Origin of the sequence: Eubacterium uniforme (assembly GCF_900167115.1) — a bacterium.
Taxonomy (GTDB): domain Bacteria; phylum Bacillota; class Clostridia; order Lachnospirales; family Lachnospiraceae; genus Eubacterium_S; species Eubacterium_S uniforme.
In genome coordinates this window covers 86,647-113,405 of record NZ_FUXZ01000004.1, presented here as the reverse complement: position 1 = coordinate 113,405, position 26,759 = coordinate 86,647, and the positions used below count along the sequence as shown (strand labels likewise).

Genomic DNA, 26,759 nt, shown 5'->3' with positions numbered 1-26,759 from the left:
TTCTTCTGTGGGAGAATCATCCACCGTTACTACTTCTGATTATAAATCAGAAGAGCCCTCCGCGGCTTTGAGCGGAGTCAAAGATTCTCCGTAGGAGAATCATCCACCGTTACTACTTCTGATTTATAATCAGAAGAGCCCTCCGCGGCTTTGAGCGGAGTCAGAGATTCTCCGTAGGAGAATCATCCACCGTTAACGGTAATCTTACGTATTGATACCTTCCAAAATATATTCCCAATTACGCTTAGAAAAACGCACCAGAAAAGCTGAATTAATAACATTTTCTCGACACCGCTATTAATTGTAAATCCATCCTTCATAAGAAGAACGTTAAGTGGTGTATCGTAAATTGCTTTAAATGGAAGATAGATAACGATATCTTTTAATGGCTTAGGGAAGAATGCAATAGGTATTGTTGCGCCAGATAGTAGCAAAACGATACTTTCTTTTACAATATTGATTCCCCAAGTTGATTCTGTGTAAAGACAGATTGTTGAAACAAACATGTCTATATTAAAGTTTATTATTAATGCCATTACTACCGTTGGTATAAATAAGAGTAAATTACTTGATAATTTAATGGCTCCATTTGTTATTATATTGATAATAATAAATGTTGGCAGGAATGATAGGAAAAATGTAACTATATTACAACCAAAGTATGACCAAAACATATATGGCTTAAATTTTATTGGTTTTAATAGTTTTAGAATTATTTCTCCTGATTGTATGCTCCTGCTCATATCCCAAACTATAAACATTTCAAGGAAGTTAAAAAGTGCTGTTGCAAGAACAAGGTATATCATGGTGTCATTAAACGTCATACCATTAACCATATCAGTTCCTGCTGACTTGTATATTGACTTCCAAAGAAAATATATCAAAGTTAAATATATTAAATTAGCAAATAATGTTATAAATACTCCAAGTCTAAATTGGAGTTGCTCCATTATACCACTACGAGTAAGGCTTATATATTTTTTGATTGGCATGTTTTACCTCCTGTAGATAGTAGTATATTGATACTAAGATGAGTATGTAATTAAATTATCCTATTTTCTCAAGAGTATTACTGTGTTCATAGATATGTCTAATAATCTCTTCTGTAGATAATTCCTCAAGTTTAATATCTGTAATTTTTCCATTTTTATTTTTATCGGTGATAATCTGCATGATATCATCCTTATTATCATCAACAGAAATCTCTTCCCATTCACCATTAATTGTTTTAAGTTTAAGATTTCTTTTGGCACCAAAGAATGATTTTAGGTTTTCGCTTGTATCATCATAGATCATGGTACCTTTATCAATAATAACAATTCTTTCGCACAAGGCATCTACATCACCCATATCGTGAGTTGTTAGAATAACTGTAGTCTTTTTCTTTTTGTTAAGACCAAGTATTAATTCACGAATCTTATTTTTCATTGAAACATCAAGACCGATTGTAGGTTCATCTAAGAATACAATCTCTGGATTATGTAAGAATGCTGCAAGAATATCACTAAGTGTACGCTGGCCTAAAGACATCTGTCTTACTGTCTTGTGAAGTAGTGGTTCGATATCAACGAGTGATTTATATAAATCCATCATTTCGTTATACTCTTTGTCGCTTATCATATAAATATCCTTTAATAATTTGAAGGATTCGATAAGTGGTAGAGCCCACCATAACTGGCTTCTTTGACCGAATACTACGCCGATGTTTTCAGCATTTTTGGTTCTATTCTTGTAAGGAACAGTTCCATTAACAGTGATTTCACCGCCGGATGGTTCTAAGACGCCTGTCATCATTTTGATTGTTGTTGATTTCCCGGCACCATTTGGTCCAAGATAACCAACAATCTGGCCTTTTGGTATTTCAATTGAAATATCATTTACAGCTTTCACGATGTTATAGTCTCTTGAAAATAAATCATGAATGCTTCCGCGTAGACCTTCGTGTCTGTTAAGAACTTTGAATTCTTTTGATACGTTTTTCATGGTTATTGCGTATTCGTTGTTCATATTGTGCCTCCTTATAAATCGTTTAGTTAATAATTCAATTAGCAAATTTGTTTAATTTATGTTTTTGATATCGAAGCATTTGCTGATTGTATTTTTAACATATTCGCATTATAATATAATATAGACATAGAAAAAACGCATAATTTTGTATAATTCTATAACAATATTACAGGACGGGTATAAAATAGTGATAAAAGAGAAGATGGGAATCATCATGAAACAAGAGGATGGTTCGGAAATTGTAAACTATAATAATGAGTCATTTCCTTCATATATTTTTGATGGATATGCGTATAAGGGGTGCACTTGGGAACGTATTCCACACTACCATGAAGACGTGGAAATCGTATATGTTTACCATGGACACATGGGATATCGAGTTGGTGGTGTTGACATAGAACTTGAAAAAGGAGATGTGCTATTTGTTAATTCGGGTGTTGTGCATTATTCTATTGCGCCACCTACAAAGTTGGTTCAGTACATAATTTGTGTTCTTCATCCAAGAATTTTATATTCTTCATTTAATGTTGAGATGAAGGCTATAAAGCCGATAATTACAGATAAGTCTGTTACATATATTCATTTTAGAAATGATGAGCATGATACGCCAGAATTACAGGAAATCATGTCTACAATGCTTGATTGTACTGGAAGTGAATTTCATATTACCATGAACTTTTTTAGAATTTGGAATCTTATTATGAATAGATACACAGACGCGTATAGAACTCATATGAGAAGAGTTGGCGAGGATGATGAACATAGTAAGTTGTTAAAGAAGATGATGTTATTTATTGATGGAAATTATAACAATTCTATAACTCTTAACGAAATAGCGAATGCTGGTGGGATAAGTATTTCTTTGTGTAATCAGATTTTTAAGAAGTTAACAAGTAAGGCACCGATTGAATATGTTATGCATTATCGTAGTAGAAAGGTTGCCGATTTACTTATGACTAGTGATATGAGTATGGGAGAAATAGCCAGCATTACTGGATTTTCTAGTGCTAGTTATATGTCAGAGATTTTTAAGAAATTTTACTCTATGTCACCAAGAGAATATAAGAAACTAGCAAGGCAGGGATCAGCTGAAAAGGTTCCTGATTTCTTGTTGATGAAAGATAAGAAGAGTAAGTTGATTTAAAGAAAAGCAAGTGAGAGCTTGCTTTTCTTGCAAATTAATAGTGTAAATTTTAATAATATGTATGGATATGATATAATAATATTTGAATTTATTTAAGGACGAAAATATAACTTGGAGGTATGTATGAAGGAGAAACGACTTGCAATTTCAGGTGTTACGCTACTAGTTTTTTATGGCGTGATGGGGTATTTAATAGGAGTTGAAAAGATTAAAGTTAAGGGGACATTTTTAGCTTTGCTTCCATCTCTTATTGCAATTGTTCTTGCACTTATAACAAAGGAAGTATATAGTTCTTTATTTATTGGTGTTGTTACAGGTGCTTTGTTTTGGGGTAGATTTAATCCAGTTAAAACTCTAAATCATGTTTTTAGTGATGGTATTGTTAAGGTGACATCGGATTCATGGAATGTTGGTATTTTAGTGTTTCTTGTAATTCTTGGTATGATGGTTCAACTTATGAATAGCACCGGGGGATCGAGAGCATTCGGTGCGTGGGCTACTAGTCATGTTAAGAGTAAGGTTGGTGTTCAACTTGCAACAATTGCACTTGGATGTTTGATTTTTATTGATGATTATTTTAACTGTCTTACAGTTGGTTCTGTTATGAGACCTATAACAGATAAGCAGAAGATTAGTAGGGAGAAACTTGCTTACTTAATAGATGCAACGGCGGCTCCTGTTTGTATAATCGCTCCAATTTCATCTTGGGCTGCAGCTGTTTCGGGATTTGTTAAAGGAGAGAATGGAATGCATATTTTCATTAAGGCAATTCCATATAACTTCTATGCGTTGTTTACAATTGTTATGATGCTTATTCTTGTTAAGGGTAAGATTTCATATGGCCCGATGAGAGCGTTTGAAAAGAGTGCTGAAAGCGACGATTACTGGACTGATAAGATTGTTGAAGATGATAAAAAGGATGAGAAGAAAAAGGGCAAGGTTGTTGATATGATTATTCCTATTATTCTTCTTATCGGATGTTGTACAGTTGGTATGATTTATACTGGTGGATTCTTTAAGGGTGAAAGCTTTATCGATGCATTTGCTAATTCAGATGCTTCAATCGGTCTTGTGCTTGGTTCATCAGTTGCACTTATGATTACAATTGTATTTTACTTAATTAGACGTGTGATTACTTTTGAGGAATGCATGAACTGCTTACCTGAAGGCTTTAAGCAGATGGTTCCTGCGATTCTTATTTTGACATTTGCTTGGTCGCTTAAGGCAATGACAGATGCACTTGGTGCTGCACCATACGTGGCAGGAATTGTAGGTGATTCAGCAGCAGGATTTAAGATGTTTTTACCAGCAATTATATTCTTAATTGCAATTGGATTATCTTTTGCAACTGGTACATCTTGGGGAACATTCGGTATTCTTATTCCAATAGTTGTAAACTGTTTCCAAAGCTCAGATTACACTATGATGATTATTTCAATTTCAGCTTGTATGGCTGGTGCAGTTTGTGGTGATCACTGCTCACCAATTTCAGATACAACGATTATGTCATCGGCTGGTGCACAGTGTGTTCACATTAGACATGTTGAAACACAGCTTCCATATGCGTTTACAGTTGCAGCAGTTTCATTCGTTACATACATCATTGCAGGTATCGTAAAGAATCCTTGGATTTCACTTATTGCAGGTGTAGTAATGCTTGCATTAGTTATGTTAGTGTTAAAGAAACGTGAAGATGCTGAAGGCGCTGAGAGAAAGATGAATAATGATTAGAAGATGATTGATTAAAATATAGATTGAGTAAAACCCAGGACAGAGTATTCTGTCTTGGGTTTTATTATGCTTTTGTGAGTGGAGGCCGGCTAGATGCTTTCCTATTAGCCAAAAAAGTGAAAAAGAAAGCAAGTTAGAGCTTGCTTTTGTGTGTGGAGGCCGACTAGATGCTTTCCTATTAGCCAAAAAATGTAAAAAGGAAAGCAAGTATGAGCTTGCTTTTGTGCGTATGGCGGGCCAGGTGCTTTCCTATTAGCCGAAAAAGTAAAAAGGAAAGCAAGTTGGAGCTTGCTTATGTGTGTGGAGGTAGCCAGATGCTTTCCTATTAGCCAAAAAAGTGAAAAGGAAAGCAAGTTGGAGCTTGCTTTTGTAAGTGTAGCAGGCCAAATGCTTTCTTTTTAGCCGAAAACGTGAAAAGGAAAGCAAGTATGAGCTTGCTTTTGTGTGTATGGCAGGCTAGATGCTTTCCTATTAGCCGAAAAAGTAAAAAGGAAAGCAAGTATGAGCTTGCTTTTGTGTGTGGAGGCCGACTAGATGCTTTCCTATTGACCAAAAAAGTGAAAAAGGAAAGCAAGTATGAGCTTGCTTTTGTGCGTATGGCGGGCCAGGTGCTTTCCTATTGACCAAAAAAGTGAAAAAGGAAAGCAAGTATGAGCTTGCTTTTGTGCGTATGGCGGGCCAGGTGCTTTCCTATTGACCAAAAAAGTGAAAAAGGAAAGCAAGTATGAGCTTGCTTTTGTGCGTATGGCGGGCCAGGTGCTTTCCTGTTAGCCAAAAAAGTAAAAAGGAAAGCAAACCATAAAAAAGCAAGTAAATAAAAACCAAGTTAATAACAAGTGGATAAAATAAAAAATGAACACATTGCTGTGTTCATTTTTTTATTTTATCCACTGTGCTGCCCAAGTCTTTAATTCTTGTGCAGAAGCATCTTTATCAAATCGTTTGCCTTGTACAACAGTACTTCCTGGCGCAAGTTCCTGGATGTTCTTATATGAATCTCCAATGTCGCTACCTCCTGATGTGGCAAATGGAACAATAGTGATTCCTTTAAAATCATGTGATTCAATAAATGTATCAATTATTGAAGGTTCTCTATACCACCAAACAGGGAAGCCAACATAAACTGTGCTATACTGTTCAATATTATCTACTTTTTCTGAAATTGCTGGTCTTGAACTTTTATCTGCCATTTCAACTGAACTTCTGCTTTGTTTATCGCGCCAATCTAAATCTGCATCTGTATATGTAACTTGTGGCTTAATCTCAAATAAATCTGCACCTATGGAATCTGCGAGTCTCTTTGATAGAGCAGCAGTAACTCCACTAGCACTAAAATATGCAACTAATACTTTACTCATATTAATACTCCTAGTAATGTTTATATTAATATTCTTCCTCTTCCTCAAGTTCTTCAATATCATTTACAGGAGGTTTTAAACCTTCGATTTTGATATTGTTCTTCTGAGCGTAATCCCAAAGAGCTGCGTGGATTGCTTCTTCTGCAAGAAGTGAGCAGTGAACCTTAACTGGTGGAAGACCATCTAAAGCTTCCATAACTGCTTTGTTTGTAACTTCCAAAGCTTCCTGAATTGTTTTGCCTTTAACAAGTTCTGTTGCCATACTACTTGTAGCAACTGCAGCACCACAACCAAATGTTTTGAATTTGGCCTCTTTGATTACACCATTTTCATCAATGTCGAGATACATTCTCATGATATCTCCACATTTTGCATTACCAACTGTTCCAACACCACTTGGGTTTTCCATTTCTCCAACGTTTCTAGGGTTTGAGAAATGATCCATAACTTTTTCACTGTACATAATCTATACCTAACTTTCTAAATCTATTTTTAAATAAAATGATTAATTAAACATATAAATTATATTAAACAAATATCTAAATAATTTATATTAATTTAAAATTCAAATTATATTAACTCAAAATCCAAATTAGTTTTATTAATCTAGTATCTAAATTGTATTACATTAATTTAATATCTCAAAAATAATATTAATTCGATATCTGAATTATTTAATTACAAATCATATAATATTAACTCAATATCTAAATCATATTTTATCAACTTAGTATATTCAGATTATTAAAACATTTACTTATTCTGCTTCTTAACAAAATCCTCATAAAGTGGAGACATGCTACGAAGTCTTTCTATAATCTTCTTGAGTTCGTCAACAACGAAATCTGCTTCTTCTTTAGTTGTTTCATCGGAAATTGAGAGACGAAGTGAACCATGAGCAATCTCATGTGGAAGTCCGATTGCAAGAAGAACATGTGATGGATCTAAAGAGCCTGAAGTACAAGCTGATCCACTTGAGCCGCAAATGCCTTGTTGTGCAAGAAGAATAAGCATTGACTCACCTTCGATAAATCTAAAGCATACATTAACGTTATTAGGAAGGCGTTTAACTCTGTCACCATTAATTTTAACGTAAGGAATTTCATCTTCAATTCTCTTTATGATGTGATCTCTGATTTTTGTTTCATAAGCAATTCTTTCATCCATTTTTGCAACTGCAATTTCAGCAGCTTTAGCAAATCCAATGATACCTGGAACGTTGTGAGTACCAGCTCTTCTGTTACGTTCCTGAGCTCCACCGTGGATGAATGATTTAATCTTAACACCCTTTCTAATGTACATAAGACCGATACCCTTTGGACCGTTAATCTTATGACCACTTGCTGAAAGCATGTCGATATTCATCTCATCAACATTGATTGGAATATGACCAAATGCCTGAACAGCATCAGTATGGAATAAGATTCCATTCTCTTTAGCAATGGCGCCAATTTCCTTGATAGGTTCAATTGTACCAATCTCATTGTTAGCTGTCATAATTGAGATGAGGATTGTTGTAGGCTTGATAGCCTTCTTTAAATCTTCAATTTTTACAAGACCGTTTTCATCAACATCAAGGTAAGTAACCTCAACACCTTGTTTTTCGAGCCAAGCGCATGTATGTAAAATCGCATGATGTTCAATCTTGCTTGTTATGATATGATTTCCCTTATTTTTATAAGCCTCAACAGTAGCTTTTAAAGCCCAGTTATCAGACTCGCTACCACCGCCTGTAAAGTAAATCTCCTCAACCTTTGCACCGATAACACCTGCGAGTGTTTCACGTGCTGTGGCAACATCCTTTGACACCTGTTCAGCAAATGTGTAAATTGCTGATGGGTTGCCGTATTTTTCTGTAAAATATGGAAGCATAGTATCTACAACTTCTGGTAAAACCTTAGTAGTAGCTGCATTGTCCATGTAAATCAATTTACTCATAATATACCTCTTTTGTTTTATAAATTTATATAGTAAGTAGTATATTGATACTAACTTAATTGCTTTTACTATCTTGATGTATGAATATTGAATTATATTCTACAGTAATTTATGTTGTATGTTTTTCATAAAAATTTTAAAACTAAAAATCTATAACTAAATAATAATATCATATTAATCTAAGCAATACTGTATAACTGAATATAACTATCATATTATCAAAGCAATATTCTATAACTAAATAGAAATATCGAATTAATTAAATCTATACCATTTAACTAAATAGAAATATCATATTGATCAAATCTATACCATATAATCAAATAATAATATCAAACTATTGAATTGTAATATCACAGTGATTAAAAGTTATATTAATAACATTTAGGTATAATAACACATTTCCCAGATAAATTATAATATTTTATATTAGTAATCTGCTATAGATGAGAATTATACCAAGTTGCTTATAATATAACATTGACTGAATATATATTAATTATGTTTATCCTTTAATGTTTCTTAATGCTTTTGAATAAATCCTTATATACTGCAGGGTGGAAGAGCATTAACATAGGGAAAAGCTCAAGTCTTCCTGCAAGCATATCAAAGATAAATACATACTTTGAAAAAGCATTAAAGAAACCAAAGTTACAAGTTGGTCCAACTAAACTAAGACCAGGTCCGATATTATTAATTGTTGCTGCTACAGCAGTGAAATTTGTTGTAAAATCATAGTTTTCAAGTGAAACTAAGAGAAGGGATAAAACAAATACACTTGTAAATGTAGCATAGTAAACATTGATTGAACGAATAACTTCATGTTCAACAATCTTACCATCAACACGAACCTTTTTAATACCACGAGGGTGAATATATGAATTTAGTTCTTTTAACACGGTACGTGCCCATGTTATTAATCTTGATACTTTAATACCACCACCTGTGCTACCAGCACATGCACCACAGAACATAAGACAAACTAGAAGTGTCTTACTGAATGTAGGCCATTTGTCAAAGTCTGTGCTTGAAAAACCAGTAGTAGTAATGATTGATGCAACTTGAAATGCTGATTTTGAAATTGCATCTCCAATATCTGCACACATATGGTAGATGTTAGCTGTAATCATAGCGATTGAACCAATTATAATGAACAAATAGTATTTAACTTCTTCCATTCCAAGAGCTTTTTTAAATTGCTTAAATAGCATAAAGAAGTAGAAGTTAAAGTTTATACCAAAGAGTATCATAAAGATTGTGAGTACCCATTGGCAGTAGATGTTATAACTTACACAACTATCATTTAATATACCAAAACCACCAGTGCCGGCTGTGCCGAATGACATTGTAGCTGCTTCAAATAAATCAAATCCACCGAATAATAAGAAAATGATTTCTGTAATTGTTATACCAATGTATATTTTATAAAGTAACATTGCAGAAGTTTTAATTTTAGGAACAAGTTTTCCAACAGATGGTCCTGGACTTTCTGCTTTCATAAGATTTAAGTTAGAACCACCAGTTGAAGGGATGATTGCTAATAAAAATACTAGAACACCCATACCACCAATCCAGTGAGTGAAACTTCTCCAGAAAATCATGCATTTATCAAGATGTTCAACATCTGATAATATACTTGCACCAGTTGTTGTAAAACCTGATACAGTTTCAAAAAGTGCATCTGTAAAAGATGGTATTTGCTCACTAAGGACGAATGGAAGGCAACCAAAAACTGAAAGTGCAATCCATGAAAGACCTGTTGCGATACAACCTTCTTTTAATCCAAATGCGTTGTTTTTAACTTTCTTTAAGGACATTATCTCACCTAAGGCAACACATGATAATGCAACTATAAGAAAATATATTCCGTTATGTTCTTTATAGATAAGTGCAACAGCAAATGGAAGTAACATTAAGATTCCAACTATAGCTATTACTTTACCTAAAAAATATCTAACCATTGAGACGTTCATATCATACCCCTAAATTATGAAATTGATATTTTCATTTTGATACTATCTAAAACGTATAATGTTATTTATCTAAGATGTCTAAAATATCATTAAATCCTGTATTTGTAGTTACAATCATTACTGTATCGCCAACTTTGATTTCATCTGAACCGCTTGGTGTGATAACCTTGCCGTTTCTGTGAATAAAGCAGATTAGTAAATCTTTCTTTAATTTAAGGTCCATAATAGGTGTATTAGTTACTGCAGATTCCTGATCAATCTTAAATTCGATAGCTTCAACCTTATCATCGAAAAGATGGTAAAGTGTTTCAATGTCACAACCCATGGAATTTTGCTTGGCTCTTACATATGCGATTATCTTCTCGCATGTTAAATACTGAGGGAAGATTACGCTATCAAGGTCAAGTGTTTTAATAACCTGTCTGAAGTTGGTTCTATCAATCTTTGTAATAACCTTAGCGTGTGAAACTTGGTTGGCATAAAGAGTAAGAATGATGTTCTCTTCATCAATACCTGTAAGAGGAACAACTGACTCGCTATTCTCAATACCTTCTTCTCTAAGTAAGTCTTCGTCAGTTCCGTCACCATTTATGATGATTGCCTTTGGAAGAAGAGAAGTAAGTTCCTCACATCTAGCCCTGTCGATTTCTATAATTTTAACTTGAATACCTTTTGATAATAGTAAACTTGCAAGATAATAAGTTTCAGTACCACCACCGATGATAATTGTATCTTCAACCTGGTTAGTATTAAAACCAACTTTGTGTAAGAACTCTAAAGTATTCTTTTTAGTTGAAGCAAATGAAATCGTATCTTTAGCTCTTAATACGAAATTACCATAAGGGATGAATACTTCGCCATCTCTTTCAACGACACATATAAGAACGTCGCTATTAATAACTGAAGGACTTAAGTCCTTAATTGCTTTATTTGTAAGAATATTTCCTTCTGGAATCTTGAATTTTACAAGTTCTACATGATTATCAGCAAATGCATTAACTTCAAGAGCAGTTGGTAAGTATAATATACGAGCCATTTCATTAGCTGCAAGAAGTTCTGGATTGATAATCATAGCCAAACCTAATTTTTCTTTTAAATAATCAGCTTCCCTACTATAATCAGGAGTACGTACTCTAGCAATAGCAGCACATTCCGAAGTACGCTTTGCGATTGTGCAACATAAGAGGTTAAGTTCATCACTAGCTGTAACTGCGATTATTAAGTCGGCAGCTTGAATGTTAGCTTCCATTTGAACTGAATAACTTGCACCGTTCCCAACAACTCCCATAATATCATATTGATTTGTAATTTCAGAAACACGACTTGCGTTCTGATCAATTACAGTTATTTCGTGGCCTTCTTTGTCAAGCTGTTTGATAAGTGCTGAACCAACTTTACCACAGCCCACAATAATAATATTTAATCCTTTTTTCTTATTAGCACCAGTGATGCTAGAAATAGGATTTCCTATAATTGACATATTTCCTCCATTTCAAAGATTAGTATACTAATCTTCCATGCTCCTATAAATCATTTCCAAACAGTTTATATCTAAACGGTATAAACCAATGTAAAGTATAACATATAGCACGGAAAATTCAACAGTCAGAGTGCGCAATTGATAAAAAATATCATATTGAGAAAATGGCATTTCTCATAAATTGATAAGGTTTATCGTAAAGGCGGATTTAAATTGAAGCATTCGGGCTTTGTATTATAATAAAATGGACGGTTGTTAGCATACGCTAACTGAAAAACTTTGGATATGATTAGATATTTAATATTTCTGAGGGTAAAAAATAATTTGGAGGAAAAAATATGGGAAAGACATTAGAAATTAAGAATTTACATGCTGGTATTAAGAATAATGAAATACTTAAAGGTGTTACATTGTCGGTTGGTGCTGGTGAAACGCATGTAATTATGGGACCAAATGGTGCAGGGAAATCAACATTAGGTTGCTGTATAATGGGCAGCCCATCATATGAAGTGATGGGTGGTAGCATAACATTTGAAGATGAGGACATAACAGAAGAAGAGACTGAAAAGAGAGCAAAAGCTGGGATATTTCTAACTTTTCAGAATCCAATTGAAATTCCTGGCATAACACTTGCTGATTTTATTAAGAGTGCGGTTGATGCTAAGAATGGTAGCAAATGCAGATATATGACATTTAGAAAAGAATTAGACAGTAATATGGATAAATTAAGTATGGATAGGGCATATGCTGATAGGGATTTAAATGTTGGGTTTTCAGGTGGAGAAAAAAAGAAGGCAGAAATATTACAAATGCTTATGTTATCGCCGAAGTTGGCAATTTTAGATGAAACTGATTCAGGGCTTGATATAGATGCTGTTAAGGTGGTTTCCGATGGGGTTAAGGCATTTCATGAAAATAATGATGGGGCTCTTATAATAATTACTCATAGTACTAGAATACTTGAAGCGTTAAAGGTTGATGCTGTTCATATATTAGTGGATGGAGAGATTGTTAAAAGCGGTGATGAATCACTTATTAACGAGATAAACAGTGAAGGTTTTGAGAAGTATTTGTAGTTGAAAAATATTAGTTTATATTGAATAAGTAGTGGTGGAGATTATGGAAGTTATAGATAAGGTTAGAGAAACTGAAAATAATTACGATAATAAAAGAATAAATGATACTAATGAAAGTAAAGAAAACGTAATTATAAGTGATAAAGAAAGCTGTAAGAAAGAAAAAACTTATGTAGAAGATATAGATAGAAGCCTTTATGACTTTAAAATAAAGGATATGGATGTATATCAGGTTAATGAAGGACTTAATAAGGAAATAGTTGAGGAAATTTCGAAAGAAAAAAATGATCCAGATTGGATGAAAACCTTAAGGCTTAAGTCGTTAGATGTATACAATAACATGGAAATGTCTAACTGGGGACCGCCGATAGATGGTTTAAATATGGAAAATATAGTTACTTATATTAGACCTAAAGATGTAAAAATGAGTGCGGACTGGGAAGATGTGCCAGAGGATATAAAGTATACATTTGAAAGGCTTGGAATACCTCAGGCTGAAAGAGAATCCCTAGCAGGCGTAGGTGCTCAGTATGATTCAGAACTTGTTTATCATAACGTTAAGGAAGAAGTTGCTAAACAGGGTGTAATTTATACGGATATAGAATCGGCGCTTTATGGGCCTTACAAAGACATGATTAAAGAAAGGTTTATGAAGTTAATACCTCCGTCGGATCATAAATTTGCTGCTCTTCACGGAGCAGTTTGGTCAGGTGGAAGTTTTGTTTATGTACCTAAGGGTGTGAAGGTTGAAATTCCCTTGCAATCCTATTTTAGATTAAATGCTCCTGGAGCAGGTCAGTTTGAACATACTCTTATTATAGTGGATGAGGGAGCTGATTTGCATTTTATTGAGGGGTGTTCAGCACCTAAATATAATGTTGCTAATCTTCATGCAGGTGCAGTTGAATTATTTGTTGGAAAGAATGCTAGACTTCGTTATTCCACAATCGAGAATTGGTCTAAAAATATGTATAACCTAAATACAAAGCGAGCAATTGTTGAAGAAGGTGGAGTTATGGAGTGGGTATCAGGATCGTTTGGATCTCATACTTCCTATCTTTATCCTATGACCATTTTAAAAGGTGATAATTCAAGAGTTGAATTTACTGGAATAACGTTCGCTGGTGAGGGGCAGAATTTGGATACTGGACTTAAGGTTGTTCATAGCGGAAAGAATACTGTTTCAGCGGTAAATACAAAGTCCATTTCTAAAAGTGGAGGTATTAATACCTTTAGAAGTGCGGTGGTTATAAATGAAAATGCTAAGGGGGCAAAGTCGTCAGTTGATTGTGCATCCCTTATGCTTGATGATATTTCGAGAAGTGATACGATTCCGGTTATGCAGGTTAAATGCGATGATGTTGATATTGGGCACGAAGCTAAAATCGGTAGAATATCGGATGATGCAATTTTTTATTTGATGAGCAGAGGTATAGCAGAAGAGGAAGCTAGAGCCATGATTGTCAGTGGATTTGCTGATAATGTTTCAAAGGAACTTCCGCTTGAATATGCAATTGAAATGAATAATCTTATTAGACTTGAGATGATTGGAAGTATAGGATAGGGGGATTAGATGGAATTTGTAATAAATGAATTGCCAGTTAAGACATGGAATTGGCTTGATGTTAACGAAAAGAAAGTAAATATGAGCGATGCGTATGATGAGTTAGAGCCTTTATTTATTCGAGCAAATGAAAGTGAAACTAAAACTTTTAATGCTACATTTGATTTTGAAAATGAAGTTACTAGCAAATGCGGAATAAGGAAAAATATTAAACTGGAAGTGGACAATAATGCTTCGCTTATGGTGGTTTTTGAGTATAAGGGATGTGTATTTAATGCATTTGAAGAATTGAGATTTAGTGTTTCTAATAGTGCAAAACTTACAGTTGTACAGATCTTTGATTTTGATGATAAAGGTGAAGGCATATGTGTTTCGAAGGTAGAAGGTGATGTTTCTAAAAACGGATCTTTTAATCTTTTACAGATTTGTAAAGGCGGAAAGGATGTAGCTCTTGGTGTAAATGTTAACCTTCTTGGTGATGATAGCTGCGCATCCATTGATACAGGCTACCTTGTTAGTGGAGCAAATGCATTGGATATTAACTATGTTATTAAGCATATGGGACAGAGAAGTGATTCTAAAATAAATGTTAGTGGCGTGCTTAGGGATAAAGCTAAAAAGACGTTTAGAGGAACAATTGATTTTGTCCGTGGCAGTAAGAATGCAACAGGGGATGAGAGAGAAGATGTGCTTTTAATGGATGAAGGTGTTCTTAATAACACAACTCCTCTTATATTATGTGGGGAGGAGAATGTTGAAGGTGCACATGGTGCATCCATAGGTAAAATATCTGATGAAGCCATGTATTATTTTAATACCCGTGGAATTAAGAAAGAAGAAGTTAATGAAATAATGGCAAAGTCTAGATTAAATGCAGTCATTAGTCGAATTCCAGACGAGGAAATCCGTGAGAAATATATGGGAAATTTATAAACATAAAAGATATAAAAAAGAATACAAGAGTATTAATAATATAAAGGTGATGAATTATGAATATAACAAATAATGATGAAATTGTGGGTTTGTCTGAAAAAAATCTTATTGATATAAACAAGGTTCGGGACAGTTTCCCATTCTTTGAAAAATACAAAAATCTTATATATTTCGATAATGCAGCAACATCACAAAGACCTAAGTGTGTGATTGATGCAATGAATGAATATGATTTTTTTCATAATGCAAATCCTTATAGAGGAATATATGATCTTTCCGTTGATGCAACAGAGAGGTATGAAAATGCAAGAAAAAAGGTGGCTACATTTATAGGTGCTACAAAGGCATCCGAAATAATATTTACTAGAAATACAACGGAGTCCATAAATCTTTTATCCCATAGTTTAGGTGAGATATGCATAAATGAAGGGGATGAAATAATAATAAGCATTGCAGAGCATCATAGTAATATGCTTCCTTGGAGAACTCTTGCAAAGCGTAAAAATGCGACGATAAAGTATTTAGAATGCACTGATGAAGGTGAATTTTTATTAGATGATTATAAAAATCTTTTAAGCGAAAAAACAAAGATTATTGCATTAACTGGTATGTCCAATGTTTTTGGACGAGTAACAGATATAAAGAAATTCGCTACTTTAGCTCATGAGCATGGTGCATATTTTGTTCTTGATGCTGCACAAAGTGCACTTCATACAATTAATGATGTTAAAGCTAATGATATAGATTTTATGTGTTTCTCCGGTCATAAGATGTTAGGTCCTATGGGGATTGGAGTCTTATATGGAAGGGAAGAAATCCTTGATAGGATGCCACCGTTTTTATATGGCGGTGAAATGATTGAATATGTTTCAAGGGAAGATGTTAGTTTCGCTGAACTTCCTAATAAATTTGAGGCTGGAACAGTTAATGTATCAGGTGTCGTTGGATTAGCAAAGGCAATTGAATACATTAAGGATTTGGGACAGGAGCATATTATTGAAGCAGAAAAAAACTTATCTGACTATGCATTTGCTGAAATTATGAAGGTACCGCATATACAAATTATAGGTGGTAAGAAAGCAGACGAACATAGAGGAATAATAAGTTTTTCTATAGACGATGTCCATTCTCACGATGTGGCGGCTATATGCGCAAGTGAAGGTATCGCAATACGAGCGGGACACCACTGCGCTGCGCCGTTGCATCAGCACCTTGGACTTAATTCGAGTAATAGAATTTCTCTTATGTTTTATAACACAAGGGAAGAGGTTGATAGGTGCATGGAGGTGTTAGCAAGGGTAAGAAGGTTGATGGGTTATAATGATTAGAATTAAGTATGTAAAAAATAGGGGATAATGATGGATAATAAAAGTTTTTATAACAGAATTTTAACTGAACACAATGTTTCACCATTTAATAAGGGGAAACTTACTAATCCAATGATGGTTAAGAGAGGAGTTAATCCTTCTTGCGGTGATGATTTGACAATTGAACTTAGTATTGATGATGGAGGGATTATTAAGGAGTGCGCATATACTGGTGATGGATGCGCCATATCACAGGCTAGTTGTGATATTATGATTGATCTTGTTGTTGGAAAAAGTGTGGACGAAGCACTAAGATTAAAAGAGATTTTTCTTAGGATGATTAAGGAAGAGATAAATGAAGAGGAAGAGGATGAGCTAGGGGAAGCGATTGCATTTGCTGATGTGGCTCATATGCCCGCTAGGGTTAAGTGCGCAGTACTGGGATGGAGAACTCTTGAAGAAATGCTAAAATAGATAAAAGCTCAAACAAAAAAGTTTGGGCTTTTTTGTTTATAAAGACAGGGATAAATTCTTTGGAGCAAGTTTAATTATATTTAAGATTAAGGTTGCAATGGGTTAGGCAAACTTATATAATGAAAATGTAGTTTGTGTGAATAATAGTGTTTCAAAAAAGCCTGAGGGCTTTGATGAAAGGAGTTGAAGATTTTTATGAAAAAAAGATATGTTATCGCTCAGTAGTCTGGGCTTAAATAAATAGATGAATCGTAAGCTCAGATGAATCCTAAAGAATAAGAATTAGGAGGAGCATAATGAGCTATGTTAAGGCAGAGGATATTCTGCCCAAAGAATTAATAGAAGCGATTCAGCAATATGTAGACGGAAGGTCAATTTATATACCAACAAAAGAAAGACAGGACTGGGGAACGAAGACGGACACCAGAAGATTTCTTAAGGAAAGAAATGAAGAAATCTATGAAAGTTACATGCAGGGATTAAGCTCGCATGAGTTGGCAGTTAAGTATGCACTATCAATAAAAAGTGTTCAGAGGATTTTGCGAAATCAGAGAATGGCGAGAATGGATCGTGCAGAATAAACAGTCTGAAAGAGCCATAAGGGTTTTTCATAAATGTGGCGGTTGCGGAAGGAAGATGGAATTTGTTAATTCTAAAAGGTTTCGAGTTAACGCCAACGGAAATAGCGTGGATGTATGGTTAATATATCGTTGCAAGAAGTGTAAACATTCATGGAACTTGACAATTTATGAAAGGACAAGACCTAGTAAGATTTCGACAGAATTACTTGAGGCTTTTTTTGATAATGACGAAGATACTGCCATAGTTTATGGTAAAGATATTGATTTTTTAAAGAGAAATAAAGCTGAATTAAAATGATAAATAAGTCGAATGATTGCAGACGCTTTCGTTCGACTTTTGTTTGCTATTTTATAGCAAATGGGATATCCTAGTAATGTTTGGCATTTTTTGATCTTATTTATTTTGGTTGTTTACATTAATTTAGTGGTTTTATATAAGAAATTAATAAAAACACGTCGTACATTTTAATGACGACGTGTTTTTATTGTTTGAAAATACTTTATAAATTATTTAACTACGTAATTATTTGTCTTTGCACTTTTAATAAGTTTCGTATAAGTCTTCTTGTATTTCTTAGGAACCTTAATTGTTAATTTCTTTCCACTTGTTCTATGCAAAGCTTTCTTTTCAATGCTTTTAATATTCTTACCTAAAACTAAAGTTTTAAGTTTCTTACATCCAGCAAATGCACCTGCGCAAATTGATAAAACTGAATTACCGGTTTTTACTGTTGTGATTTTCTTGTTATTTATAAATGCGTTGTAATCGATATGTGTTACTTTATACTTTTTGCCATTGATTTTAATGTAGTTAGAAATGGTCACTTTTTTAGCAGATTTTTTCCTTAATCCAATAACAGCAACTTCACCTTTTTTGCCATTCTTATCGGCATGTTTTGTAATTGAATAAATGCAGTTGTTTCTAACGATAGTCTTAGGTTTTTTATATGCGTATGAACCATCAATATTTATCGTACATGGAATCTGCTTGTTGTTATTTAGTGATGTATTAAGAGTTAAGTAATATACTTCACCAGCATTTAAAGTCACTTTAATACTTGAATTAACTGTAGTATCAGCTTCTACCATTGTTTCGGTAATTGATTTAAAAGTACTGTCATATATATTTGTGTATAAAGCAGAATTTGCATTGGCATAGGCGGTTGTCTTAATTGTATATTCGCCTGTTTTTTTAGGACAAATTGCAAGTGTTTTACCTTCAGCAAATGTAATTGTTGTATTTAAATTTGCTTTTTCGATAATCTGAGGATTTAGAGTTTTACTATAGTGAACAGTAAATGCATTATATCCTTTATATTCATTTTTGCCTTTTATCATAAATGCATAATTTCCAGTTTTCTTTGGATAACCAGGTTTCCAGTTATGTTTATCAGATATTCCCATGTCTATTTCATCTTCAGAAATTTCGGAACGTGAACAATAACTTACGGAATAATTTTTACCTTCAGTAAGATATTTTGAGAGTAAACGTGGTTCGAATTCTTTTGTTTGTGTATTATAGTGTGGTCTTATTGAGAATTCATAATTTGAAATATCTTTTGCACCGTAAAGGTAAAAATCAGGTATTATTATTTGATTTTTAAACTCACTAATGCCAGTAATTTTGAAATAATAAAATCCAGTGTTGTCAACTTTTGTTTTTGCCCATTTGATTTTATCTAAATTTTTGCGATTCTTTTTATAATTATCTTCACTTGCCCAACCATTGAAAGTAAAGTCTTTACCGTTAGTAAGAGTGATATGTTCATCTTTTTGCTTTTCTGAATCATAATAATATATTTCTAATTCAATCTGACCAGAATTAATGAATAGATTATCTATTATTCTAAAGTCATAAAATGATAATTCTGTAGGTTCTACAATGGCAATATTGATGCTTTCTTTACCTTTGAAAGAATTAATTCCTTCAATTAAAATTTTGTAATAGCCTGGTTCAGTAGGGCGCCCCTTCGTGAAAGGCGTATCGCTAGGGTCATGGTCGATATCGTTTACCTTTATATAACCAATTATTTTGTAATCGATACCGTCCCTTAGCACATATTCGCCATCTGTATCAGAAGTGTATAATATAGGAACATTTGAAAGTTCTTTTCCGGTATATTTAATATAATCAGATGATGATGTATTTATTGAGTAATTGTAGTGTTCATTTATGTGGGCTTTTGTATTTATAGGCGAAAACATATCGTTGCTATATTCACCACTAAGATCGTGTCCCCATGCATATATGTTTACTGGGTTGATGGAAGTAGTAGCTATTGAAATTGCAGCAAATAGTGTTAATATACTTTTTCTAATTCTCATTTATTAAACCTTTCTTTTTAAATTATTATTTTTTTATATATTTTTTTGGCTTTCTGTATTTGTAAGATTTTTTAATATTAACATTAAATGATCTTTTTTTGTTAGAATCATTATAACAACTTATATCTAAGTGGTAGACTTTTCCAGCTTCTAATTTATAAGTGATTTTAAAAGTATGCTTTCCATAGTAAGTTTTTTCATCACTGATATATTTACTATCTGTTAAATCACCTTCAATGCAATCGCCATTTTCGTCATATAATAGTGCATCAATATTTAAATGCTTTTTCTCTTTACTTGTTGCATATATTGTATATTTTTTTGTTTTTTTAGGGCAAATTACAACGTTAATGTTATTAAGGGAACGGCCACTTAATTTGAGGGTTTTCTTTTTTAGAACTTTAATGTTATTAAAATCATCTGCTAAAAATTCGGTGCCGTGGTATTTGTTTATACCCTTGATTCTAATATCGTAGAAACCTTCCTTTTTAGGCATTCCTTTTTTCCATTTTTCCTTTCCTGATACAGTATAACTTGTTTTATAATCCTTTCCTTCAATAAGACCATATTTTTCAAAGAGGCTATGTTCGTATTTTTTTGTTTTCTTATTATATTTTATTGTAGGATTAAAATTATAACTTTCAATGTGATATGGATCTGGTACATTATAATCAAGTATCTGCTCACCCTTGTATTTACCAATACCTAAAAATTTAAAAACATAATGACCTTTTTCTGTGATTTTTTCCTTGGACCATACGTTAGTTTGCTTGTCAGATTTGTTGTATTTGTCATAATCACACCATCCAGCAAATACATAATCTTTATCTTCTTCAAGAAGAATGTAATCTTTTTTGCTTTCTGGGTCATGATAATAAAGTTCAAAGTAAACATCTTTTGGTGTAAGGATATAATCGCTATCGCCTATGTCTCGTAAAGGTCTATATGCTGAATTAGGTGTATAATTTGAAATGTTATTGATATCGATAATGCTTATATCTACAGTGTTTCTGCCTGTGTATGAGCCTTTACCTTCAAATAAGATAACATATTTTCCGATATCTGTTGGAATTCCTTTTGTCCATTTTGAGTCGTCATAAAGAGAAGGAATGTTTTTTTCTGTAAGGTTATTATCTTCGTCATATTTGTATGTGGATTCATCTACAGTGATGTAACCGAGAATATTATATTCTGATTTAGAATAAGTGTAGTCGTCATCGTCTGTCGAATGTAATATAAATGATACAGGTTTTCCGGTATATTTTATTTCTCCTTCAGAATAGAATGATAAATTTTTAATGCTTATTTTTGCATTGCTTGCAGCATATACATTGTACATATCCATTACAGGACTTACAGAACTAGAAGCTAAAGCAACGGCAGCACTTAAAGTTATAATTGATTTTTTTAAGCTTTTCATTATGTTTCTCCTTTTTCTCATTTGATATTTTATTTTAAGAGCTAGTTTTCAATTAATGTTTACTTTGATATCTGATTGATTATTTTTTTTAACTCTTTTCACTTTATACACAACTTAAAATTTTAAAAGGTCACAAAATATAAAAATTTCAAATTTTCTAAGTTTGATTTATTTAGTTAAAGTATATATAATAGATGTGTTTAAGACAAGAAGAAAGGAATGGATGTATGAAGAAAATTTTAGCCATAGGTGGCGTTATTATATTAGTTTCATTATATGTTTTGACATTTGCTATGGCCTTATTAAGCAATAAAAAGGCATATGCTAACTTGTTTAATGCTTCTTTATATATGACATTTATTATCCCAGTTCTTTTATATGTATATACTATGATTTATAAACTTGTTCATGGTGATAATCGCATGAGTAATTTGGATGATGAAATAAAAGAAGATTCAGAGGAAAATTTAAATACCGAAGAGTAGTTGGCAAGTATACATAAATTCTATAAAAATGTTGCTTTTTGTAGGGTTTTATAATATTATTATTGTGTGTATTTATGTTGATTTATAGAATACACGAATTTATACAGGGTTAATTGAGGAAACAGAATAATGTGTTATTATAAAAATTTGGAAAGATTTAAAGATAAGGTAGCACTTTTAGAAGAGAGTGGAAATTCGATTACTTATAGTGAACTTGCAAAAATCGCAGATGATTTTAGTAAAGTTTTAAAGAAGAGAGCCCTTGTCTTTACTTTTTGTTCTAATGAGATAGGTTCAGTAACAGGATATTTATCAATACTTAATTCAGGAAGTGTACAGGTTCTTTTAGATAGTGGACTTGCAAAAGAACTTATAAGTGATCTTTTAGATAATTACAATCCTAATTATGTATATGTTCCTGATGAAATCGCAGAGAATTTTGAAGGCGAAGTAGTATATGAGAATTTCGCTTATAAATTAATAAAAAGAAATGACAATGATATTGCCATGAATGATGAACTTGCTTTAATGCTTACTACATCAGGTTCTACAGGAAGTCCTAAGTTTGTAAGACAGAGCTATGCAAACATTGATTCTAATTCAAAGGCAATTGCAACATATTTGGAAATTGATGATACGGAAAGACCAATTACAACATTGCCTATGAACTATACTTATGGACTTTCCATAATTAATAGTCATGTGCTTAAGGGGGCAACAATTCTTCTTGCAAAATCCCCTGTTGTATCAGGACTTTTCTGGAAGTTCTTCAAGGAAAAAGAGGCTACATCATTTGGTGGTGTACCTTTTACATATGAAATGCTTAAGAAGATTAGATTTATGAAGCTTGAATTACCATCACTTAGATATATGACTCAGGCTGGTGGTAAGTTACCTGCTGAGATGCATAAGGAATTTGCTGAATATGCGATTGAGCGTGGTGTAAAGTTCGTTGTTATGTATGGTCAGACAGAAGCTACAGCTCGTATGTCATATCTTCCAGCAGATAAATCATTAGAGAAATATGGAAGTGTTGGAATTGCAATTCCTGGCGGAAGATTTGCTTTAATTGATGTTGATGGAAATGAATTTGATGAACCAGAAAAAACAGGTGAACTTGTTTATGTTGGTGATAATGTTACTTTAGGTTATGCGCTTACTCTTGAAGATTTAACTAAGGGTGATGAAAGAGGCGGAAGACTTGAAACTGGTGACATGGCTAAGAGAGATGAGGATGGTTACTACTATATTGTGGGTAGAAAGAAGAGATTCTTAAAACTTTATGGTAGTAGAGTTAACCTTGATGAGGTTGATGGATTAGTAAAGAAACAGTATCCTGATATCGACTGTGCAAGTACAGGCGATGACAGTGCATTAATCCTTTTTATTACTAATGAAGATTTATGTAAGGAAGTTAGAAGGTTCTTAATTGATAGAACTCACATTAATCCTAAGGCTGTTAAGGTTAGATTTATTGAAGAGATCCCTAGAAGTGAAGCTGGTAAGGTTATGTATAAGGATTTACCAACTGAGGAATAATATGTAGTTATATCATAATTATAAAAGATATATTTAAAGGAAATGACATAGGAATTAATACTAAACATGTAAGTGATTAGTATGTTATATATTTATTTGATAAAGGAGAAAAATATGGAAGAGTTAATTAAACTATTAAGCGAAACTATTGAAGGTGTTGATTTTGAAAACGAAGACAGATTGATGACAGATAAGGTTATTTCATCAATTGATCTTACAGAAATCATTGCTGAAATCGAAGATCATTATGATATTGAAATTGACATGGAATATATGATTCCTGAAAACTTTGAAAGCGCTCAGGCTATGCTAAATATGATTGAGGAATTACAGGACTAATATAATTACTGGTATCAAAATGATACTAATTAGTATAAGAAAATAATAATATATAATAGTTATAAATAATATATTTATAAGACCAATATGACGTACCTATACAAGGAATTTTTATATTCTTAAGACATGGGTACGTCAATGGCTTGTTTAAAGACTTTTTTTGAAAGGAAGAGACGATGGTTTTCACAACTCTAAGATTTTTGGCATTCTTGGTTTGTGCACTTATTGTGTTTGCCATATGCCCTAGAAAGCATAGATGGTTAAGCTTGCTTGGACTTAGTATTGCATTTTACTGTATTGCAAGCGTAAAGTACTTGCCATATATACTTTTTACAACCCTTGTTATATTCTTCGCTGCGATGGCGATAGGAAAAACTTGGGAACAATTAGAAATTGATTTAAAAGCCGAGGGTTTGGATAAGGAAGGAAAGAAGGCACTTAAAGCTAAGGCAAAGAGTAAGGCAAAGAAGTTTCTTTTGCTTGCTTTGTTTTTAACTGTTGGTGTTTTATGTTATACAAAGTTTACCAAATTCCTTGTTGGACCTATTAATAAGGCACTTAAGAGTGCAGGTAGTGGACAGAAATTCTCCGCTGCTAACATTTTAGTTCCACTTGGAATATCTTATTATACATTCTCAACTGTTGGTTACTTGTTAGATGTTTATTGGAAGAGATATAAGTATGAAAAGAATTATTTTAGATTTTTACTTTATGCTATTTACTTCCCACATATTTTGCAGGGACCAATTGAAAGATATAACAGATTAGGACAGAGACTTAAAGCAGAACTTTTTTTTACATGGGATAATTTCATTGCTGGTGGACAGCTTATGCTTTGGGGTTATTTTAAGAAGTTAGTTATTGCTGATAGAGTTGATATTTTTATTAGTGCAGTTTATGGTGATTATTCACATCAGTCAGGCATTGCAATTATTATTGCAGCACTTCTTGATGTTGCTTATATTTATTGTGATTTCTCTGGTTGTATGGACATTGCACGAGGTGTTTCACAGATGCTTGGTGTTGAACTTGACTTAAACTTCAATCATCCATTCTTTTCAAAGAACATTCAGGAATTCTGGAGAAGATGGCATATGTCACTGGGAGGATGGTTTAAGGATTATGTTTATTTCCCAGTTTCAACATCTGGATGGGTTAAAAAGATTAGTAAGTCAGTTCGAAAACATGGATCTGATAGAGCATCAAAGATTGCAGCTACAATTTTTCCAGTTGTTATAACTTGGTTCTTAACTGGACTTTGGCATGGAACTGGTAAGACATATGTTGCTTGGGGACTTTATTATGGATTCATGATAATGTGCTCAATTACATTTGAAACTGAATTTAATAAGCTTACAGAATTCTTTAAAATAAATACAAAGTCTGTTTCTTTCAGATTTTATCAGTCTTTAAAGACAACAATGATATTTGCTGGAGGTAGATTTTTAACAAGACCAGGTTCACTTTATAAGAGTGCTGTTTGTGCAAGAAGAGTCTTAATGAGAGGTAATTTAAGACTTTGGAAACTTACTGATGGTTCCTTATTTGATTTTGGACTTACGTATAAGGATTTTAATGTTGTATTTATTTCAATTGCAATTCTTATCACTGTTAGTGTTCTTCAGGAATATGGTCAGGTTAAGGAAATTGGAACTTTAAGAGAGAGACTTGCAAAGGAGAACATCGTATTTAGATGGATTCTTACATTTGGACTTCTTTTTGCAATTCTTATCTTTGGAATATATGGACCAGGCTATGATGCATCATCATTTGCTTATATGGAATATTAAAGAGGAGATTAGTTGTGAATAAATATTTATCGAGAGCAATAAAAGTTGTTGCTTCACTACTTATTTTTACAATTATATTTAATTATTTGTTTGGCGTACGAGGCGTCATGAAGATGGCTACTGATGTAACAAATGTTCCATATTACAATACATTTTATGATTTACCAAAGAATACAGTTGATGGTATTGTGCTTGGTAACAGTGTTGCACATAGAGGTTGGAGTGATGTTACTGCATGGAATGAAAGTGGTATGACAGTTTACTCACTTGCTACTGAAAGTCAGCCTATTCCACTTACAAAGTATATAATTGAAGAAGCTTTAAAGACTCAGGATTTGAAGTTTGTTGTTATTGAACTTCACGGCATGAGAGGAAATATGTTTTATTATCCAAGTGAAACATTTCTTCGTCGTATAACAGACATTATGCCTATGTCTAAGAATAAGGTTGAGACATCAAAAGCTGCTTATGAATATTATAATAAGATTGCTGATTATAGAGAGAATGTTTTAAAGCGTGGTGCTAGTGTGGAGATTGATGAAGCTTCATTATATCTTCCATTCCTTAAGTATCATTCAAGATGGCAGGACCTTGAAAGAGAAGATTTTATTGATTGTACATCAGATACTATGAGTACATATTCTGCTGAGCATATGTGCGAAATTGCAGATGTAGAGCCTTTACCAAATGATGACAAATTCGGTTATACTGAAGAAGCATCAGGACTTGGTGATTATCAGGTGGAAGCATTTGCTGATCTTTTAGATTACTTAAAGAAGAAGGATTTACAGGCTATATTTGTTTCTTTTCCAAGTAAGCTTTCTAAGATAGAACAGACTCAGATTAATCAGTCAATTAAGATGATTAATGAATATGATTATGATAAATTTAGCGTATGTAACATGAATACTGAAGATGTGTTTAAAGGAACTAATGAAGGTCTTAATAAGGAATTACAGATTGATTGGAAGAAGGATTTTTATGGTAAGGATCATGTTAATTCAATTGGTAATCAAAAGACTACTAAGTACCTTATGAACTTCATTAAGAAGCAGGTTGATGTTAAGGATAAACGTGGTGATAAAAAATATGTAGCTTGGGATAATGCCTATGCTAAATATAAGAAACTTATGGATAAGGGCTGGGAAAAGGCTAAAACACTTAAACCTCTTGCTAGTTGGCAGAAGGTTGGTGGATGGACTGAAGAATCTTGGAGTAAGTTTAAAGAAGACGTTTTAAGCGATAAGAAGGCTAAAAAGAATAGCAAGAAGAAATAAGCCTTGAATAATGAGGTA

At 33.0% G+C, this 26,759-nt stretch carries 23 protein-coding genes; 14 read left to right on the top strand and 9 right to left on the bottom strand.

Annotated elements, in window-relative coordinates; genetic code table 11:
- Nucleotides 1-182: 182 nt before the first annotated feature.
- Nucleotides 183-992: an ABC transporter permease gene (locus B5D16_RS03450; protein ID WP_078765579.1), complete on the bottom strand. Its 810-nt coding sequence runs from the start codon at nucleotides 990-992 to the stop codon at nucleotides 183-185.
- 55 nt (nucleotides 993-1,047) lie between these two features.
- Nucleotides 1,048-2,007, bottom strand: a complete 960-nt coding sequence (locus B5D16_RS03445; protein WP_078765578.1) for an ABC transporter ATP-binding protein — start codon at nucleotides 2,005-2,007, stop codon at nucleotides 1,048-1,050.
- A 202-nt stretch (nucleotides 2,008-2,209) separates the two neighbouring features.
- On the opposite strand from B5D16_RS03445, the gene B5D16_RS03440 reads away from it, so the two are divergent.
- Nucleotides 2,210-3,151 (top strand): AraC family transcriptional regulator, encoded by a 942-nt coding sequence (locus B5D16_RS03440; RefSeq protein ID WP_207651107.1) that lies wholly within the window; start codon nucleotides 2,210-2,212, stop codon nucleotides 3,149-3,151.
- Between the two features lie 123 nt (nucleotides 3,152-3,274).
- The gene (locus tag B5D16_RS03435) at nucleotides 3,275-4,882 is read left to right on the top strand and encodes a Na+/H+ antiporter NhaC family protein (protein WP_078765576.1); all 1,608 of its coding nucleotides are present in this window, start codon (nucleotides 3,275-3,277) and stop codon (nucleotides 4,880-4,882) included.
- Between the two features lie 878 nt (nucleotides 4,883-5,760).
- Here the strand turns inward: B5D16_RS03435 and B5D16_RS03425 are convergent.
- The 5 genes from B5D16_RS03425 to trkA form a co-directional block, all read right to left on the bottom strand.
- Entirely contained in the window at nucleotides 5,761-6,240 is a 480-nt protein-coding gene (locus B5D16_RS03425) for a flavodoxin (protein ID WP_078765574.1), read from the bottom strand.
- A 25-nt stretch (nucleotides 6,241-6,265) separates the two neighbouring features.
- Nucleotides 6,266-6,703 carry a Fe-S cluster assembly scaffold protein NifU gene (nifU, locus tag B5D16_RS03420; protein ID WP_078765573.1) on the bottom strand — a complete coding sequence of 146 codons (438 nt, stop codon included), beginning with the start codon at nucleotides 6,701-6,703 and terminating at the stop codon, nucleotides 6,266-6,268.
- A 290-nt stretch (nucleotides 6,704-6,993) separates the two neighbouring features.
- Entirely contained in the window at nucleotides 6,994-8,178 is a 1,185-nt protein-coding gene (gene nifS / locus B5D16_RS03415) for a cysteine desulfurase NifS (protein ID WP_078765572.1), read from the bottom strand.
- A 512-nt stretch (nucleotides 8,179-8,690) separates the two neighbouring features.
- The gene (locus tag B5D16_RS03410; protein WP_078765571.1) at nucleotides 8,691-10,151 is read right to left on the bottom strand and encodes a TrkH family potassium uptake protein; all 1,461 of its coding nucleotides are present in this window, start codon (nucleotides 10,149-10,151) and stop codon (nucleotides 8,691-8,693) included.
- Between the two features lie 61 nt (nucleotides 10,152-10,212).
- Nucleotides 10,213-11,631, bottom strand: coding sequence for a Trk system potassium transporter TrkA (gene trkA / locus B5D16_RS03405; RefSeq protein WP_078765570.1), 1,419 nt, complete (start codon nucleotides 11,629-11,631; stop codon nucleotides 10,213-10,215).
- A 338-nt stretch (nucleotides 11,632-11,969) separates the two neighbouring features.
- Between trkA and sufC the strand changes: the two genes are divergently transcribed.
- From sufC to B5D16_RS03370, 7 genes are all read left to right on the top strand, one after another.
- On the top strand, nucleotides 11,970-12,707 hold the full coding sequence (gene sufC, locus B5D16_RS03400) for a Fe-S cluster assembly ATPase SufC (RefSeq protein WP_078765569.1): 738 nt from the start codon (nucleotides 11,970-11,972) through the stop codon (nucleotides 12,705-12,707).
- A 43-nt stretch (nucleotides 12,708-12,750) separates the two neighbouring features.
- On the top strand, nucleotides 12,751-14,271 hold the full coding sequence (gene sufB, locus B5D16_RS03395) for a Fe-S cluster assembly protein SufB (RefSeq protein WP_078765568.1): 1,521 nt from the start codon (nucleotides 12,751-12,753) through the stop codon (nucleotides 14,269-14,271).
- Between the two features lie 9 nt (nucleotides 14,272-14,280).
- The gene (locus B5D16_RS03390; RefSeq protein ID WP_078765567.1) at nucleotides 14,281-15,204 is read left to right on the top strand and encodes a SufB/SufD family protein; all 924 of its coding nucleotides are present in this window, start codon (nucleotides 14,281-14,283) and stop codon (nucleotides 15,202-15,204) included.
- Between the two features lie 56 nt (nucleotides 15,205-15,260).
- Entirely contained in the window at nucleotides 15,261-16,532 is a 1,272-nt protein-coding gene (locus tag B5D16_RS03385; protein ID WP_078765566.1) for an aminotransferase class V-fold PLP-dependent enzyme, read from the top strand.
- Nucleotides 16,533-16,562: 30 nt separating this feature from the next.
- Nucleotides 16,563-16,985 (top strand): Fe-S cluster assembly sulfur transfer protein SufU, encoded by a 423-nt coding sequence (gene sufU, locus B5D16_RS03380; protein ID WP_200803922.1) that lies wholly within the window; start codon nucleotides 16,563-16,565, stop codon nucleotides 16,983-16,985.
- Nucleotides 16,986-17,281: 296 nt separating this feature from the next.
- Nucleotides 17,282-17,566, top strand: coding sequence for a CD3324 family protein (locus tag B5D16_RS03375; protein ID WP_078765564.1), 285 nt, complete (start codon nucleotides 17,282-17,284; stop codon nucleotides 17,564-17,566).
- Nucleotides 17,556-17,864: a DUF1062 domain-containing protein gene (locus B5D16_RS03370; RefSeq protein WP_200803920.1), complete on the top strand. Its 309-nt coding sequence runs from the start codon at nucleotides 17,556-17,558 to the stop codon at nucleotides 17,862-17,864. Before B5D16_RS03375 ends, B5D16_RS03370 begins: the two co-directional genes overlap by 11 nt.
- A 209-nt stretch (nucleotides 17,865-18,073) precedes the next feature.
- Here B5D16_RS03370 and B5D16_RS03365 read toward each other — a convergent pair whose 3' ends face one another.
- A complete protein-coding gene (locus tag B5D16_RS03365) occupies nucleotides 18,074-19,891 on the bottom strand; it encodes a leucine-rich repeat protein (RefSeq protein ID WP_078765562.1) in 1,818 nt (605 codons plus the stop codon).
- A 25-nt stretch (nucleotides 19,892-19,916) separates the two neighbouring features.
- On the bottom strand, nucleotides 19,917-21,311 hold the full coding sequence (locus B5D16_RS03360) for a hypothetical protein (RefSeq protein ID WP_078765561.1): 1,395 nt from the start codon (nucleotides 21,309-21,311) through the stop codon (nucleotides 19,917-19,919).
- Between the two features lie 227 nt (nucleotides 21,312-21,538).
- Between B5D16_RS03360 and B5D16_RS03355 the strand changes: the two genes are divergently transcribed.
- The 5 genes from B5D16_RS03355 (at nucleotide 21,539) to B5D16_RS03335 (ending at nucleotide 26,741) form a co-directional block, all read left to right on the top strand.
- On the top strand, nucleotides 21,539-21,796 hold the full coding sequence (locus B5D16_RS03355) for a hypothetical protein (protein WP_078765560.1): 258 nt from the start codon (nucleotides 21,539-21,541) through the stop codon (nucleotides 21,794-21,796).
- Nucleotides 21,797-21,925: 129 nt separating this feature from the next.
- Nucleotides 21,926-23,335, top strand: coding sequence for an AMP-binding protein (locus tag B5D16_RS03350; protein ID WP_078765559.1), 1,410 nt, complete (start codon nucleotides 21,926-21,928; stop codon nucleotides 23,333-23,335).
- A 114-nt stretch (nucleotides 23,336-23,449) separates the two neighbouring features.
- Nucleotides 23,450-23,674: a phosphopantetheine-binding protein gene (locus tag B5D16_RS03345; RefSeq protein WP_078765558.1), complete on the top strand. Its 225-nt coding sequence runs from the start codon at nucleotides 23,450-23,452 to the stop codon at nucleotides 23,672-23,674.
- A gap of 176 nt (nucleotides 23,675-23,850) precedes the next feature.
- Nucleotides 23,851-25,464: an MBOAT family O-acyltransferase gene (locus B5D16_RS03340; RefSeq protein ID WP_078765557.1), complete on the top strand. Its 1,614-nt coding sequence runs from the start codon at nucleotides 23,851-23,853 to the stop codon at nucleotides 25,462-25,464.
- Nucleotides 25,465-25,478: 14 nt separating this feature from the next.
- Nucleotides 25,479-26,741, top strand: a complete 1,263-nt coding sequence (locus B5D16_RS03335; RefSeq protein ID WP_078765556.1) for a hypothetical protein — start codon at nucleotides 25,479-25,481, stop codon at nucleotides 26,739-26,741.
- The last annotated feature ends 18 nt before the right edge of the window (nucleotides 26,742-26,759 follow it).